Here is a 15,352-nt window from a genome sequence, read left to right as displayed (position 1 = left end):
GACGACGAGGGCGCCCGGCGAGCACCGGGCGCCCCTGGTTCCTGGCTCAGGCCGCTGTACAGCTCACGCTCGGCACCGCACCCCCGCCCGGCGCGCCCCCGAACCCGAAGCTCACCGAGCCACCGGCCGGGACACTGCCGTTGTGAGCGGCGTTCACCGCGGTCACCGTCGCACCGCTCTGGGTGTACGACGCGTTCCACATGTTCGTGACCTGCTGTGACCCGCTCCAGGTCCAGGTCACCTTCCAGGAACCGATCGCGCTCGTCCCGGTGTTGGTCACCTTCACCTCGGCGTTGAAGCCGCTGCCCCAGTCGCTGCTCACGGTGTAGGAGGCCGAGCACGCGGCCGTGCTCCCGCCGCCACCCCCGCCACCCCCGCCACCCCCGCCGCCCGTGCCGGTGCCGGGAAAGAGCGGCGCCTTGATGCTCGCCAGGTAACCGTCCTTCGCCGTGTCGACGGTCGTCCAGTCGTCCTTCAGGATCCCGCCCGTGTCACCGGAGTTGGGGTTCCAGGACCAGAACGTCCAGTGGAAGGAGTCGGCCCCGTACGTCGACGTCGGCCGCAGATAGCTCACCAGCGCCGCCAGCCACTTCTGGTCGACGGCCGAGGCCAGCGTCGTACCGAACTCGCCGACCCACACGGGCGCGATGTTCTGCTTGAAGATGTAACCCCAGTACTTGTCCCAGACGCCCGGCATGTTGGCGGGGAACGCCGGATCGCTGAACCACGGCTGCTGGGCGACGCTGGTCGCGTAGTCGTGGGCGGAGTACACGACCCGGTTGGCCACGTCGAGCCGGACCGGGTACTGGGCGACGCCCATCAGGTTGCCGCCCCACCACCCCGACACCCCGGCATACGTCTGCACGCCCTCGACGAAGATCAGCAGGTCGGGGTTGACGGAGAGCACCGCGTTGCCGGCCCGCTCGGCGGCCAGCCGCCAGTCGGTCGCCGTGTCGCCGCAGCCCCAGCAGGCCGGATCGTGGGGCTCGTTGTGCAGGTCGATGCCGATGACGGTGTCCTGGCCTTTGTAGCGGGCCGCCAGTGCCTTCAGATCGGCGATCCATGTCGACTCGGGGACGGCCGCCGTGTACCAGAGCGCCGACTGTCCGCCGGAGTCCGGCCGGTGCCGGTCGAGGATGACCTTGAGGCCGTCCTGACCGGCGTACGCCACGAGCCTGTCCATGACCTGGAGGGAGCTGAGCCCCTGCAGATCGGCGTTCTTGCCGCTGCTGAAGTCGATGCTGTTGGGGACGGTGGACGATGTGAAGATGTCGTCGCTGTAGGGCAGCCGGATGGTGTTGTAGCCCAGCGACTTCATCTGGTCGATCATGGACTTGTAGTCGCGGGACCAGAGGCCGTGGACGACGTGGTTGCCGGTCTCGAAGCCGAACCAGTTGATCCCGGCGATCCGGACCGGCTGGCCGGCCGCGTCGAGGATCTGACGGCCGCTGGTGTGCCAGTAGCCGGCGCCGGGGACGGCGGCCGCGTGTGCTGTGGAGGCACCGAGCCCCAGCGGTAACAGGAGCGCCGCTGCAACAGCGCACAGCGCTCTTCGCAGGCTGCGGAACATGTCGCTGTTTCCTCTCGGGAGGCGCGGGCCCGGAACGAGTGGGAGCGCTCCCACAACCCGGCATCTCCATGGAAGCGACGTCACATGAACACGTCAATAACTACGACGTCGGTCAGCGGCGCAGCAGCCGCCGGATCCCGAAGACCACCGCCGCCGCGACGGCGACGGCGAGCGCGCCGACCTTGAGGTTGCCGCCCACACCGCCACTGCTCCCGCCCGAGGCACTGGCACTCCCGCTCCCGGAGGGCGACTTCGAACTCCCGCCCCCGCCCGGGGCGTCCTGTGCCTGCACGGAGCTGTCGGCGCCCTCGCTGCCGTACATGAGCTTCGAGCCGTCGACGGAGTAGGTGATGGACTCGCCCTGCCCCTGCAGCGGAACGTTCAGCCGCCCCTTGCGTTCGATCCTGCCGCCGTTCCAGTCGTAGTAGATCCCGCCGAAGTAGCCGCGCACGGCGAGCTGCCTGTCGTCCGGGGAGATGGCGGCGTCGGTGGCCCAGAGGTCGACGGTGGCGACGGGCCTGAAGTAGTTCGTGCCGGAGGCGGAGAGCTTGGCCGGCCCCTCGTACAGGTGCCCGCCGTTCTCGTTCTTGTCGATGATGTACGCGCGCCCGGTCCTCGGATCGACGACGAGCGACTCGGCGTTGCGCGCCCCGTCCGTGTACTTGACCACGTACTGCGTGGCCCGCACGGTCTGGTCGACCAGTTTCTTCGGCTCGGGCAGCCGGTAGATCCACACATACGGCCACTTGCCGCCGAGGTTGTCGCCGATGTCGCCGACGTAGATCTGGTTGCCGGGGCCGATGGAGATCGCCTCGACATCGCGGGGTGAACCGATTCCGCTGAGGGTGACGCGGGCGACCGTCTTCCCTGTGCTGCTGTCGACGGCGTAGATGTACGGGCCGTCGTCGCTGTCGTTGTGGGTCCAGTAGATGCCGGGGTGCAGACGGGAGGCGGCGAGGCCGCTGGACTCGGTGATGCGCGAGTCCTTGATGGTGAACCCCTGGTCACCCTTGCCGTCGCCGTCGGCGGCGGATGCGGGCACGGCGAAGGCGCCCACGAGAAGGACCCCGGCGAGGAGAGCGAACGGTCGGCGCATGTCCCCAAGCCTGCCATCCCGGCCCGGTGTTCACGGGCGGGGCGCGGGGAGGGGGCCGGCAGGGGCGCGTGGCAGGCCTCACACCCCACCCGTCCCATTGGTCCCTCCCTGAACCCTCCCCGATCGTCCATCATGAGCGGATGCTTAGGTTCATGCCGGTCGGCGACTCCATGACGATCGGAAGCGCGGGCGAGCACACATGGCGCTACCGGATGTGGGAGCACCTGCGCGAGACGTACGGCGCCCCGTTCGCCCTGGTCGGTCCGCGCGAGACGCTCTACGACAAGGCGGCGGACGCGCCGGTGTCGTACGAATACGCCGACCCCGACTTCCCGCGCGCTCATCTGGCGGGCTGGGGTGAGGGCTGGCAGCACATGGCGCCGCTGATCGGGGAGGCGGTGCGCTCCTGCCGCGCGGACGTCCTGCTGGTCTCCCTCGGCCTGATCGACCTGGGCTTCTACACGAACGCGGAGCAGACGGCGGAGAACGTGCACGGCTTCGTGGCGGCGGCGCGCTCGGCCAACCCGCGCATCCGTATCGTCGTCCTGCCGGTGATCCCGAACGTCCGCGCCACCTCGGACGCCCCCTTCGCCGCACAGGTGACCCGCTTCAACGAACTGCTGGCGAAGACGGTCGCCGATCTGGACGAGCCGCGCTCCCCGCTCCTGCTGGCCTCGCCCCCGCCGTCGTACGACATCGATCTCGACACCTATGACGGCACGCATCCGAACGCGAGCGGCGAGCGGAAGATCGCGGGGGCGTTCGCGGACGCGATGTACCAGGCCTGGGACTTCGGGGAGCCCTACGCGGGCTGACCCTCGAAGGCGCCGGGATCGGGCATGTGTTCCTCTCCGCGCGTCCTGGTCACCGTGCGTATCGTTGTACTGCGCGGCTGTGCCTGTCCGTGGGGCAGCCGGGGAGGAGCGCCACGATGACCGTCCTTGAAGACAGGATCGAGATGGCCGAACACAGCGCCGAGCTGACTCTGGACAGCCTGTTCGATTCGCTTGAGCGGACCACCCCCGAGGGCTACAAGGTCGAGATCGTCGAGGGGGCCATCTTCATGTCGCCGCAGCGGGACACGCACTGGGAAATCATCGCCGACATCTACGAGCAACTGCGCACCAAGTACCCCCGCAAGCGCGTGAAGTCGGACGTCCGCGTCGACTATCCGGGGCACCTCAACGGCTTCGCATCCGATGTGACTCTTGTCTCCGAGGGCGCCGAGAAGGACGACAAGGGGCTGTGGCGCTGCGAGGACGTCGAGTTCGTCGCCGAGGTCATCTCGAAGGGCACGGCCGCCAACGACTACGGCTCCAAGAAGACCGCCTACGCCCTCGCCGAAGTCCCCGTCTACCTCATCGCCGACCCCTACCAGGGCAAGTGCCACCTCTACACCCAGCCGAAGGACGGCGAATACGTCGTCGAACTGTCCGTCGCTTTCGGCGGCGACGTCGACATGACCACCACGCTTGTGGGCCTCACCCTCAAGACCGAAGAGTTCCCCCGCGACTGAACCCGGCGACTCCCGCAGGCAGCGGAAAGCCTGCGGGAAAAGCCGGTGACCAAAGATCGCGCCGGCGGCAGACTGCCCCCATGACCTCCCCAACCCCTGACGCCAAGGCCGATCTGCACTTCTACCTGCAGTCCGCCCGCGATGCCCTGCTCTGGAAGCTCGAAGGGCTCTCGGAGTACGACATCCGCCGCCCGCGCACACCGACCGGCACCAACCTCCTGGGCCTGGTGAAGCACGCGACCGGCGTGGAGCTGGGGTACCTCGGCGACACCTTCGGGCGGCCGTTGTCCGGCGGGCCGCTTCCCTGGATGGCAGCGAGCAGTGAACCCAACGCGGACATGTGGGCCACCGCCGACGAGTCCCGCGAGTACATCGTGGACCTCTACCGCCGGGTGTGGGCACACGCGGACGCGACGATCGACGCGCTGCCGCTGGACGCGGTCGGCAAGGTGCCGTGGTGGCCCGACGGCAGGGACGAAGTGACCTTGCACCACGTCGTGGTCCGCGTGATCGCCGACACGCACCGGCACGCCGGGCACGCCGACATCCTCCGCGAACTCACGGACGGCGCGGTGGGGATGAACCAGGGCAACGACAGCATGCCGTCGGACGACGCGGCCTGGTGGGAGAGCCACCGGGACCGGGTGGAGCGTGCGGCGCGGGAGGCCGACGGGAAGCCGGCCTGATCCCCGTTCAGCTTCGGGAGGCCGTGCCGCCACCGGTGGGGCGCGGCTTCGAAGCGGCCGAACCGCTCTTGGATGCAGGGGACTTGGCACTTGCGGGCGTCTGGCGATGACGGTGGCGGGAGATGTTCCTGCGTGGCGGCCGGGTCAGCGTGATCTGACGGACCAGTTGCTGGAAGCAGGCCAGGGACGCGAGCGTCGGCAGGGCCGCCGCGGCGATACCGGTGAAGCTCCTGTCGGCTTCGGCCACGCAGAGTGACATCGCAAGGAAGGAGAAGAGCAGAACGACGAACCAGGAGTGCACGGCCCTGCGTTGGTGAAGGGCGCTGCGCAGGATGGAGAGCGAGGCCACCATCCAGGGGCCGTAGACCAGAAGCGGCCACCAGGTCAGTATTCCGCCCTGCGTGGCCGACGCGACGTGCCGCAGAGGTGCATAGGCCACCATGCCGCCGAAGACGCTCACCATCGAAACGATCACGGCGGCCAGCGCGGCGATCAGAAAGCTGACGGTCTGCAGCCACCCGAACCGGAAGCGCAGCCGGAACCGCACTTTCCGGTGCCGGACGGTACGGCGCCGGATGGGTGGCAGCTCGGCGGTGATCCTCGCCAGGTTGTCCATCGACTCGCCCGTGAAGTCGAGGTCGGACGGCGGCGGTGGCTCTCGACGAGGCGGCGGCGACACGGTGGCCGTCTGCTCCGCCGTCACGGCGTTCTGCAGGAGGGACGTGAGTTCCTCGACCGGGTCCCAGCCCTCCACCAGGGGGCCCGTGGCGTACATGTCCTCTGCAGGACCCCGGTGGCGGCCGGTGGCCAGCCCGGTGGGGTAGTCACCGGGATACCGTTCGTGCGGGGTGAAGGAAAGATCCAGGTATTCGTCGTTCATGGAGGTCCGCCCCCGTCATGTAACCGCGTGGCAGCCGGACCGTCCCTGATCGTTCCACCGCCGCCCGAGTTCCTCCTGAGCCGTGTCCAGGATTCCCAGGAACTCGCTGAAGAGGGTCCCGGTGACCTGCAGTTCGATCCGCGCACCGTCCCCGTGCAAGGTGCCGCACGCGTCGGCCGCCGAGTACGCCGCGGCGGGCGTGAAGGTGTAGCGCCCCACTGTCACCGCACGGGCGGGGGGCAGATCCTCCGCGGTCGCTCCGGAACGGTACGGGTTAAGGAACCTTGCTTTCGCCATATTCCGCTAACGCCGCGTCCCCTCCTCCGGATGCGCGGCAAACGAGTGAGGCCAATTCGACGAAAACATCGACTAGAGCGCTTGTAATCCAGCAGTTTGTCTTTTGAATTCTTCTCGCACAGCAAAGATCATCTGAAGGGATAGATCATTTTCTGGAGAATCCCTTGCGTAGAGCGCACTCCAAGTCGTTGGCTGGGTGGTCATGGAGTACACGCAGCTCGGACGCACGGGACTCAAGGTCAGCCGACTGGTCCTCGGCACCATGAACTTCGGACCGCAGACCGACGAGGCCGACAGTCACGCGATCATGGACGCGGCGCTGGACGCCGGCATCAACTTCTTCGACACCGCCAACGTGTACGGCTGGGGCGAGAACAAGGGCCGTACGGAAGAGATCATCGGCAACTGGTTCGCCAAGAGCGCGGCCCACCGCGACAAGGTCGTCCTCGCCACCAAGGTGTACGGCAACATGGCCGCCGACGGCGAGACCTGGCCCAACCACGACAAGCTCTCGGCGCTGAACATCCGGCGCGCGGTCGACGCCAGCCTGAAGCGGCTGCAGACCGACCACATCGACGTCTACCAGTTCCACCACGTAGACCGCCGCACCCCCTTCGAGGAGATCTGGCAGGCGATCGACGTCCTGGTCCAGCAGGGCAAGATCCTCTACGTCGGGTCCTCGAACTTCCCCGGCTACAAGATCGCCCAGGCCAACGAGATCGCCGCCCGCCGCGGCGGCACCATCGGCCTGGTCAGCGAGCAGTGCCTCTACAACCTGGCCGAGCGCCGCGCCGAGATGGAGGTCATCCCGGCCGCGCAGGAGTACGGCCTCGGGGTCATCCCCTGGTCTCCGCTGCACGGCGGCCTGCTCGGCGGTGTGATCAAGAAGGAGGTCGAGGGCGGGCGCCGGGCGAGCGGCCGGGCCGCGGACGCCCTCGCCAACACCACCATCCGCGCGCAGATCCAGGCGTACGAGGACCTGCTCGACAAGCACGGCGTGGAACCGGGCGAGGCAGCCCTGGCCTGGCTCCTGACCCGCCCCGGCGTCACCGGCCCGATCGTGGGCCCGCGCACGGCGGAACAGCTGGAGTCGGCGATCAGGGCGGCTGAGCTGGAACTGAGCGACGAGCTCCTGACCGGCCTGGACGAAATCTTCCCGGGCCCGGGCCCGTCTCCGGAGGCGTTCGCCTGGTAGCGCCGGCAACAGCAGCGTCCCGACAGGGGCGGCGGGGCTGCATTCGATATGCGGCTCCGCCGCGTGGGCGCGACCAGCCACAACCCACCCGCACCCGGCGACGAACGCGCAGTTCCCCGGCGTGTCCCCGCAGAGCCGCCCTACTTACGGAGCGCAGCCGCCAGGGCGACAACGACAAACAGAACAACAAGCGCACCGGCCATGATCCGGTTCCGGGTTTTCGGGTCCACGCATCGAGCCTAACCGGCGCCCCCGAGCCCCCAACGGGCGACCGCCTCATAACGCGGCTGCTCCCCCGGCACCCCGGACCTCGGCAGCCTGCTCCGCACCAGGACCAGGTCCCCCACCGTCCACGTACGGCTGGTGAACTCCCGGAGGGCGGCGACATACGGCCGTACGTCCACCGCGTCCCGGCTCCGCGCCACCGTCAGATGCGCCTTGTACCTCCGGTGCTCCCCCATGTCCACGCCCGCCTTCCGCCCGGCCGCCTCGGCGCGATCGGCGAGCAGCCCCAGGGCCGGCAGTCCCCCCTCCGCGCCCACCCACAGCGCCCGCCCGTGCCCGAACTGGCCACCGCCCCGCAGGGCCAGCGCAAAGGGCTCGGATCGCTGTGCCGTCCGCTTCAGCCGGGCCGACAGCTCCGGTACGAGGCCGTCGTCGACCTCGCCGTAGAACGCGAGCGTGAAGTGCCACCCTTCCCGGGCCGTCCAGCGAAGCGCCTCCGCTCGCGGCAGCTTCTTCAATTCCGCCACCTCAGTGGCGAGTTCGTCGACGACCCCCTCGGGGGGCAGCACGGCGGCGAAGAGTCTCATGAGGCCAGTCTGCACACCGTGCCGTCAGCCGGGCGTGTCCCGGTCACCGTGCGTATCGTTGTACTGCGCGGCTGTCCGTGACCGAGCGGCAGCCGGGGAGGAGCGCCACGATGACCGTCCTTGACGACAGGATCGAGATGGCCGAGGAGTGCGGCGAGCTGACGCTGGACGTCCTGTTCGAGTGCCTTGAGAAGATGCCCATCCCCGAGGGTACGAAGATCGAGATCGTCGGGGGGAACATCTTCATGTCACCGCAGCGGCAGAACCACTGGGAGATCATCTTCGGTATCGCGGAGCAGCTGCGCGCCAAGTACCCCCGTAAGCGGTTGGCGTCGGACGTGCGGATCGACTTCCCCGGGCATCTGAACGGCTTCGCCTGCGACCTGGCCGCGATGGCCGAGCGGTCGGTCAAGGACAGCAAGGGCCGCTGGCGCTACCAGGACGTCGAATTCGTGGCCGAGGTCGTCTCCAAGGACACGGCGGGCAACGACTACGGCCCGAAGAAGGACACCTACGCCGCAGCCGAAGTACCGGTGTACCTGATCGTGGACCCGTACACCGGCGAGTGGCACCTGCACACCCTGCCGAAGGACGGCAAGTACCACAGCGACGTCAGCTTCTCCTTCGGGGAAGACATCGACCTGACCGGCACTCCGGTCGGCCTGGTCCTCAAGACCGACGAGTTCCCCCGCGACTGACCCGGCCGCTCTACGCCGCCGCGGCCAGCTCCTCCCGCCGCTCCCGCGGCACGAACCGCACGACCGGATGACCGCGGTTCCAGCCGACCGACAGCCGCAGTCCGCCGACCCTGGCAAGGATCACACCGATGCTGACGGCTGCCGCCGTGGCGATCGCGCCGCCCACGGCCAGGCCCGCCCGGACGCCGTACGCATCCGTGATCCACCCGGCGATGGGTGCGCCGATCGGGGATCCGCCGAGGAAGACCATCATGTAGAGGGCCATCACCCGGCCGCGCATGGCCGGGTCGGTGGCCATCTGGATGCTGGTGTTGGCGGTGACGTTGACCGTCATGCCGAACATGCCGATCGGGGCCATCAGCAGGGTGAACAGCCACAGCGAGGGGGCGGTCGCGGCCACGATCTCCATCGCGCCGAAGGCCACCGCCGCCGCGATCAGGACGCGCATACGGGCGGTGCCGCGCCGGGCGGCGAGCAGGGCGCCCGCCAGTGAACCGACCGCCATCAGCGTGTTGAAGAGGCTGTAGGAGCCGGCGCCCGCGTGGAAGACGTCGTCCGCGAAGGCCGAGAGGTAGACCGGGAAGTTGAAGCCGAAGGTGCCGATGAACCCGACCAGGACGATCGTCCAGATCAGGTCGGGGCGCCCGGCAACATAGCGGAGTCCCTCCCGCAGCTGGCCCTTTCCGCGCGGTGCCCGCTCGACGACGCACAGCTCGCGCGCCCGCATCAGCAGCAGACCGGCGATCGGGGCGACGAAGGACAGGCCGTTGAAGAGGAACGCCCAGCCGGTGCCCACGCCGGTGATCATCAGGCCGGCCACGGCGGGGCCGACCAGCCGGGCGGACTGGAAGTTGGCGGAGTTGAGGCTGACCGCGTTCTGCAGCTGGTCCGGGCCGACCATCTCGGAGACGAAGGACTGCCGGGCCGGGTTGTCGACGACCGTCGCGAGGCCCACGGCGAAGGCCGCGAGGTACACGTGCCAGACCTGGACATGGCCGGAGAGGGTGAGCGCCGCGAGCGCGATACCGGTGGCGGCCATCGAGGTCTGCGTGAAGAGCAGCGTGCGGCGCCTGGGCAGGCGGTCGACGAGGACTCCGCCGTAGAGGCCGAGGAACAGCATCGGCAGGAACTGCAGGGCCGTCGTGACGCCGACGGCCGTGGCGGAGCCGGTGAGGCTCAGGACCAGCCAGTCCTGGGCGATGCGCTGCATCCAGGTGCCTATGTTGGAGACGACCTGGCCCATGAAGAACAGGCGGTAGTTCCTGACCTTCAGCGAGCTGAACATCGAGGACTTGCGGGAGAGCGGGGGTGAAGCGGGGGTCGTAGGTGTCGGTGCGGGGGCGGAAGCTGCTCCGGGTCCCGTACTCAAAAGGGTTCGCCTCCTCTTTGTCGGCTTACAGGTGTGCGAGCTTCTCCAGCACGGGGGCGGCGGCGCGGAGTTTCGCCCACTCGTCCTCGTCGAGGCCGTCGACCAGGCTGGCCAGGAACGCGTTCCGCTTGGCGCGGCTCTCCGCGAGCATGGCCTCGGCCTGTTCGGTCTTGGTGACGACCTTCTGGCGCCGGTCCTCGGGGTGCGGCTCCAGCCGGACCAGCCCCTTGGCCTCGAGCAGCGCGACGATGCGGGTCATCGACGGCGGCTGCACGTGCTCCTTGCGGGCCAGTTCGCCCGGTGTGGCGCTACCGCAGTTGGAGAGGGTGCCCAGCACCGACATCTCGGTGGGGCTGAGCGACTCGTCGACCCGCTGGTGCTTGAGTCGACGGGACAGCCGCATGACAGCTGATCGCAGGGAGTTCACGGCGGCAGCGTCGTCGCCATGGCTGAGGTCCGACATGTATTTAGAGTAACTCATTACTCTCGCTAAGGACCAGGTGGGACGCTCCGAATGCCCGTGACACGCGCCACTGAAGCGGAACATCACTCATTTGGGTGATCGAGACGCGGAACGTGACACACCGCACCGAAGGGTGCCGCGACCCTCGTAGGCATGGGGACCACTGTGCTCAGCCTGCGGATAGACGGAGAGCTGCTCGAACGGCTCCGGCACCACGCCGCCAAAAGAGGAATGAGCGTCCAGGACTATGTCGTCCGGACGCTCATTCGGGATGACTTCGACGAGCGCTTCCAGTCCGCCGTGGAGGAGACCGAGAGGTTCTACGGCGTCACGTGAGACCGAGCGCGGGCATCAGGTAGTAGAAGCCGAACACCGCCGCGACGACGTACATCGCCACCGGGACCTCCCGGCCCCGGCCGGCCGCGAGACGCAGCACCACGAAGGTGATGAAGCCCATGCCGATGCCGTTGGTGATGGAGTAGGTGAACGGCATCATCACCATCGTCACGAAGGCGGGGATGGCGATCGTGTAGTCGGCCCAGTCGATCTCCTTGACGGAGCCGGCCAGGATCAGGAAGCCCACCGCGAGCAGGGCCGGGGTGGCCGCCTGGGACGGGACCATCGTGGCGACGGGGGTCAGGAACAGGGCGATGGCGAACAGACCGCCGGTGACGACGTTCGCGAGGCCCGTACGGGCGCCTTCACCGACGCCCGCCGTGGACTCCACGAACGCGGTGGTGGCAGAGGAGGAGCTGGCGCCGCCCGTCGCGACCGCGAGGCCGTCGATGAACAGGACCTTGTTGATGCCCGGCATATAACCCTGGGCGTCGGTCAGCTTTGCCTCGTCGCTGACGCCCATGATCGTGCCCATCGCGTCGAAGAAGCACGACAGCAGCACGGTGAAGACGAAGAGGATGCCGGTCAGCACACCGACGTGGGAGAAGCCGCCGAACAGGCTGACCTTTCCGATCAGACCGAAGTCCGGGGTGGCGACCGGGTTGCCGGGCCACTTCGGCGTCGTAAGGCCCCAGGTCGGGATCTTCGCGACGGCGTCGATGATCAGCGCGAGGACCGTCATCGTGACGATCGAGATCAGGATCGCGCCGGAGACCTTGCGGATGATCAGTACGAAGGTGAGCAGCGCGCCCAGGATGAAGACCAGGACGGGCCAGCCGTTGAGGTGTCCGGTGCTGCCGAGCTGGAGCGGGACGGTGGTCTGGGCGACGTCCGGGATCCGGGAGACGAAGCCCGAGTCGACCAGGCCGATCAGCATGATGAACAGGCCGATGCCGATGGAGATCGCCTTGCGCAGGCTGTAGGGCACCGCGTTCATGACGCGCTCGCGCAGTCCGGTGGCGACCAGCAGCATCACGATGAAGCCGGCCAGGACCACCATGCCCATGGCGTCCGGCCAGGACATCCGGGGAGCGAGCTGGAGCGCGACGACCGAGTTCACACCGAGACCGGCGGCGAGCGCGATCGGCACGTTGCCGACGACGCCCATGAGGAGGGTCGTGAACGCCGCCGTCACCGCCGTCGCCGTGACCAGCTGGCCGTTGTCGAGCTGGTGCCCGTACATGTCCTTCGCGCTGCCCAGGATGATCGGGTTCAGCACGATGATGTAGGCCATCGCGAAGAAGGTGGCGAAACCGCCGCGGATCTCGCGCGGCAGGGTGCTGCCCCGCTCGGAGATCTTGAAGTAGCGGTCGAGGGCGCCGGAGACGGGCGCCTTCCCCGGGTGTTCGGGGGTGGGGACCTTGGCGGGGGCCGAGGTGGACATTGGAGGTTCCTACGAGTAGAAGCAGACAGCGCCGTGCACAAACGGTTTCAGTATGAACATACGACTTCGGTGGCGCTATCTCCGCGCGTAGACACGTCCGCCTCGTAAGCTGTGCGCATGGCGAAGTGGACCCCCAAGCACGAGGCGCCGGAGCCCCTTGAGGGCCCCGTGGTCGCCACCATCACCGGCGGCACGATCCTCTGGTTCGTCCTCTTCCTGGTGCAGCTTCCGTTCTACGGCTGGTTCGACGACCACGGGCACCTGTGGTGGCTGTGGACATGCCTGACGGGTGGCGTGCTCGGGCTGTACGGCGTCTGGTTCGTCCGGAAGCGGGACGCCGCGATCAAGCGGGCGGCCGCAACGGGGGCGGCGGAACGGGCGACGGCGGCCGAATAGCACCCGGCGGTGGTGCGGGCCCTGCTGGGGGCTGCGCCCCCAGACCCCGCTTTTCGGCCTGAAGGGCCTCGTCCTCAAACGCCGGACGGACTGAGGGGAGCTACTACCACCGCACGAGTTGGCTCCTCCCCAGGTCGGATCTTCCGGGCACTCGGCGGGTGAAGGCGTAAATCCGCACGTACCGTCGAATGCATGACGCACATCGACGCGGGCGCGGAGCTCGACCCTGTGCACCCCGTTCCTGTTCCGGTGCCCGCGCGGGGGCTGACCGCGGCCGAGGTGGCCGAGCGGGTCTCGCGGGGGCAGGTCAACGACGTTCCGGTGCGCAGCAGCCGGTCGATGGGCGAGATCGTCCGGGCGAACGTCTTCACCCGGTTCAACGCGATCATCGGTGTGCTCTGGCTGATCATGCTGTTCGTCGCGCCGTTCCAGGACAGCCTGTTCGGGTACGTGATCATCGCCAACACCGGCATCGGCATCATCCAGGAGTGGCGGGCGAAGAAGACCCTGGACTCGCTCGCGGTGATCGGGGAGGCGCGGCCCACGGTGCGGCGGGACGGGGTGGCCGCCGCGATCAGTACGTCGGAGATCGTCCTTGACGACCTGATCGAGATCGGGCCGGGGGACAAGGCCGTGGTCGACGGGGTGTGCGTCGAGGCCGACGGGCTGGAGATCGACGAGTCGCTGCTCACCGGTGAGGCCGACCCGGTGGTCAAGAAACCCGGGGACCAGGTCATGTCGGGCAGCTTCGTGGTGGCCGGCGGCGGCGCCTTCAAGGCCACCAAGGTGGGCCGCGAGGCCTACGCCGCGCAGCTCGCCGAGGAGGCCTCCCGCTTCACCCTGGTCCACTCCGAGCTGCGCACCGGTATCTCGACGATCCTCAAGTACGTGACCTGGATGATGATCCCGACCGCGCTCGGCCTGGTCATCAGCCAGCTGGTGGTGAAGCAGCACGGCTTCAAGGACTCGGTCGCGCGGACGGTGGGCGGCATCGTCCCGATGGTTCCGGAAGGGCTGGTGCTGCTGACCTCGGTCGCCTTCGCCATAGGCGTCATACGACTTGGCCGAAAACAGTGCCTCGTCCAGGAGCTCCCCGCCATCGAGGGCCTCGCCCGCATCGACACCGTCTGCCTCGACAAGACCGGCACCCTCACCGAGGGCGGCATGGACGTCACGGAGCTCAGGCCGCTGCAGGGCGCCGACGAGTCGTACGTACGCAAGGTCCTCGGCGCCCTAGGCGAGTCCGACCCGCGCCCCAACGCCTCCCTGCAGGCGATCATCGACGCCTACCCGGACGTCGACGACTGGCGCTGCACCGAGGCGCTGCCTTTTTCCTCCGCCCGCAAGTACAGCGGCGCCACCTTCAGCGAGGGCAACGGCGAGTCGAGCACGTGGCTGCTGGGGGCGCCCGACGTGCTGCTGGCCGCGGACGATCCGGCCCTCAAGGAGACCGGGCGGCTCAACGAGCAGGGCCTACGGGTACTGCTGCTCGCCCGGGCCGGCCGCGACCTGGACGATCCCGAGCCCGCGAACGGGGCGAGGCCCGCCGCCCTCGTCGTCCTCGAACAGCGCCTGCGCCCCGACGCGGCGGACACCCTGCGCTACTTCGCCGACCAGGACGTCCACGCCAAGGTCATCTCCGGCGACAACGCCGTGTCGGTCGGCGCGGTCGCCGCCAAGCTGGGCCTGACCGGCACGACCGTGGACGCCCGCCACCTGCCCTCCGAGCAGGAGGAGATGGCGAAGTCGCTCGACAAGGGCACGGTGTTCGGACGGGTCACCCCGCAGCAGAAGCGGGACATGGTGGGCGCCCTGCAGTCCCGCGGCCACACGGTCGCGATGACCGGCGACGGCGTGAACGACGTACTGGCGTTGAAGGACGCCGACATCGGCGTGTCCATGGGCTCCGGGTCCGAGGCCACCCGGGCCGTGGCCCAGATCGTGCTGCTGAACAACAGCTTCGCCACACTGCCGTCGGTGGTCGCGGAGGGCCGGCGGGTCATCGGCAACATCACGCGGGTGGCGACCCTGTTCCTGGTGAAGACGGTCTACTCGGTGCTGCTGGCGGTGCTGGTGGTGTGCTGGCAGGTGGAATACCCGTTCCTGCCGCGCCACCTGACGCTCCTGTCGACCTTGACGATCGGCATCCCGGCCTTCTTCCTCGCCCTGGCCCCCAACAAGGAACGGGCGAAACCCCACTTCGTACGGCGGGTGATGCGGTACTCGATCCCGGGCGGGGTGGTGGCCGCGGTGGCCACCTTCGTGACGTACCTGATCGCCCGTCACCACTACACCGGGCCAGGCCAGTTGGACGCGGAGACCAGTGCCGCCACGCTGACCCTGTTCCTGATCTCCATGTGGGTCCTGGCGATCATCGCCCGCCCCTACACCTGGTGGCGGATCGCCCTGGTGGCCTCGATGGGCGTGGCGTTCCTCTTCGTGCTGATCGTGCCGCAGCTCCAGCACTTCTTCGCGCTGAAGCTGGTCGGCGAGACGATGCCGTGGGTCGCGGTCGGCATCGCGGCGGTGGCGGCGGTCGCCCTGGAGTTGCTGTGGAGGGTGGTCGACCGCCGCTTTCCCGCCTAGCGGGTGAG

General features: G+C 68.6%; 16 protein-coding genes. 8 read left to right on the top strand and 8 right to left on the bottom strand.

Annotated elements, in window-relative coordinates:
• Nucleotides 1-46: 46 nt before the first annotated feature.
• Together ACFY1E_RS44885 and ACFY1E_RS44880 are read right to left on the bottom strand one after the other, a co-directional pair.
• The gene (locus ACFY1E_RS44885) at nucleotides 47-1,570 is read right to left on the bottom strand and encodes a cellulase family glycosylhydrolase (RefSeq protein WP_389087568.1); all 1,524 of its coding nucleotides are present in this window, start codon (nucleotides 1,568-1,570) and stop codon (nucleotides 47-49) included.
• Nucleotides 1,571-1,682: 112 nt separating this feature from the next.
• Complete coding sequence (locus ACFY1E_RS44880) at nucleotides 1,683-2,666, bottom strand: WD40 repeat domain-containing protein (RefSeq protein WP_389087566.1); 984 nt, start codon at nucleotides 2,664-2,666, stop codon at nucleotides 1,683-1,685.
• A gap of 140 nt (nucleotides 2,667-2,806) precedes the next feature.
• Between ACFY1E_RS44880 and ACFY1E_RS44875 the strand changes: the two genes are divergently transcribed.
• The 3 genes from ACFY1E_RS44875 to ACFY1E_RS44865 all read left to right on the top strand — a co-directional run bounded on the left by ACFY1E_RS44875 (nucleotide 2,807) and on the right by ACFY1E_RS44865 (nucleotide 4,868).
• Entirely contained in the window at nucleotides 2,807-3,481 is a 675-nt protein-coding gene (locus ACFY1E_RS44875) for an SGNH/GDSL hydrolase family protein (RefSeq protein ID WP_389087563.1), read from the top strand.
• A gap of 116 nt (nucleotides 3,482-3,597) precedes the next feature.
• The gene (locus tag ACFY1E_RS44870; protein ID WP_389087561.1) at nucleotides 3,598-4,182 is read left to right on the top strand and encodes a Uma2 family endonuclease; all 585 of its coding nucleotides are present in this window, start codon (nucleotides 3,598-3,600) and stop codon (nucleotides 4,180-4,182) included.
• 80 nt (nucleotides 4,183-4,262) lie between these two features.
• Nucleotides 4,263-4,868: a DinB family protein gene (locus ACFY1E_RS44865; protein WP_389087558.1), complete on the top strand. Its 606-nt coding sequence runs from the start codon at nucleotides 4,263-4,265 to the stop codon at nucleotides 4,866-4,868.
• A gap of 7 nt (nucleotides 4,869-4,875) precedes the next feature.
• Here the strand turns inward: ACFY1E_RS44865 and ACFY1E_RS44860 are convergent, their stop codons facing one another.
• A complete protein-coding gene (locus ACFY1E_RS44860; protein ID WP_389087556.1) occupies nucleotides 4,876-5,748 on the bottom strand; it encodes a DUF2637 domain-containing protein in 873 nt (290 codons plus the stop codon).
• Nucleotides 5,749-5,763: 15 nt separating this feature from the next.
• Nucleotides 5,764-5,973, bottom strand: coding sequence for a hypothetical protein (locus ACFY1E_RS44855; protein ID WP_389087554.1), 210 nt, complete (start codon nucleotides 5,971-5,973; stop codon nucleotides 5,764-5,766).
• 274 nt (nucleotides 5,974-6,247) lie between these two features.
• On the opposite strand from ACFY1E_RS44855, the gene ACFY1E_RS44850 reads away from it, so the two are divergent.
• On the top strand, nucleotides 6,248-7,240 hold the full coding sequence (locus tag ACFY1E_RS44850; RefSeq protein WP_389087552.1) for an aldo/keto reductase: 993 nt from the start codon (nucleotides 6,248-6,250) through the stop codon (nucleotides 7,238-7,240).
• A gap of 239 nt (nucleotides 7,241-7,479) precedes the next feature.
• On the opposite strand, the gene thpR is transcribed toward ACFY1E_RS44850, so the two are convergent.
• Nucleotides 7,480-8,052, bottom strand: coding sequence for an RNA 2',3'-cyclic phosphodiesterase (gene thpR, locus ACFY1E_RS44845; protein WP_389087549.1), 573 nt, complete (start codon nucleotides 8,050-8,052; stop codon nucleotides 7,480-7,482).
• Nucleotides 8,053-8,162: 110 nt separating this feature from the next.
• Here thpR and ACFY1E_RS44840 point away from each other — a divergent pair, with 110 nt between their 5' ends.
• The gene (locus ACFY1E_RS44840; protein ID WP_389087547.1) at nucleotides 8,163-8,750 is read left to right on the top strand and encodes a Uma2 family endonuclease; all 588 of its coding nucleotides are present in this window, start codon (nucleotides 8,163-8,165) and stop codon (nucleotides 8,748-8,750) included.
• Nucleotides 8,751-8,760: 10 nt separating this feature from the next.
• Here the strand turns inward: ACFY1E_RS44840 and ACFY1E_RS44835 are convergent, their stop codons facing one another.
• A complete protein-coding gene (locus ACFY1E_RS44835; protein WP_389087545.1) occupies nucleotides 8,761-10,119 on the bottom strand; it encodes an MFS transporter in 1,359 nt (452 codons plus the stop codon).
• 25 nt (nucleotides 10,120-10,144) lie between these two features.
• Nucleotides 10,145-10,582, bottom strand: a complete 438-nt coding sequence (locus ACFY1E_RS44830; protein ID WP_099929673.1) for a MarR family transcriptional regulator — start codon at nucleotides 10,580-10,582, stop codon at nucleotides 10,145-10,147.
• Between the two features lie 153 nt (nucleotides 10,583-10,735).
• Here ACFY1E_RS44830 and ACFY1E_RS44825 point away from each other — a divergent pair, with 153 nt between their 5' ends.
• Entirely contained in the window at nucleotides 10,736-10,918 is a 183-nt protein-coding gene (locus ACFY1E_RS44825) for a ribbon-helix-helix protein, CopG family (protein ID WP_389087542.1), read from the top strand.
• On the opposite strand, the gene ACFY1E_RS44820 is transcribed toward ACFY1E_RS44825, so the two are convergent.
• Complete coding sequence (locus tag ACFY1E_RS44820; RefSeq protein WP_389087540.1) at nucleotides 10,911-12,362, bottom strand: NCS2 family permease; 1,452 nt, start codon at nucleotides 12,360-12,362, stop codon at nucleotides 10,911-10,913. The genes ACFY1E_RS44825 and ACFY1E_RS44820 overlap by 8 nt on opposite strands.
• Before the next feature lie 117 nt (nucleotides 12,363-12,479).
• On the opposite strand from ACFY1E_RS44820, the gene ACFY1E_RS44815 reads away from it, so the two are divergent.
• Nucleotides 12,480-12,758: a DUF2530 domain-containing protein gene (locus tag ACFY1E_RS44815; RefSeq protein WP_389087538.1), complete on the top strand. Its 279-nt coding sequence runs from the start codon at nucleotides 12,480-12,482 to the stop codon at nucleotides 12,756-12,758.
• 192 nt (nucleotides 12,759-12,950) lie between these two features.
• Nucleotides 12,951-15,344, top strand: coding sequence for an HAD-IC family P-type ATPase (locus tag ACFY1E_RS44810; RefSeq protein ID WP_389087536.1), 2,394 nt, complete (start codon nucleotides 12,951-12,953; stop codon nucleotides 15,342-15,344).
• The last annotated feature ends 8 nt before the right edge of the window (nucleotides 15,345-15,352 follow it).

This window comes from Streptomyces sp. NPDC001604, from assembly GCF_042893475.1.
Taxonomy (GTDB): domain Bacteria; phylum Actinomycetota; class Actinomycetes; order Streptomycetales; family Streptomycetaceae; genus Streptomyces.
This window is presented reverse-complemented; position numbering and strand designations above follow the sequence as displayed.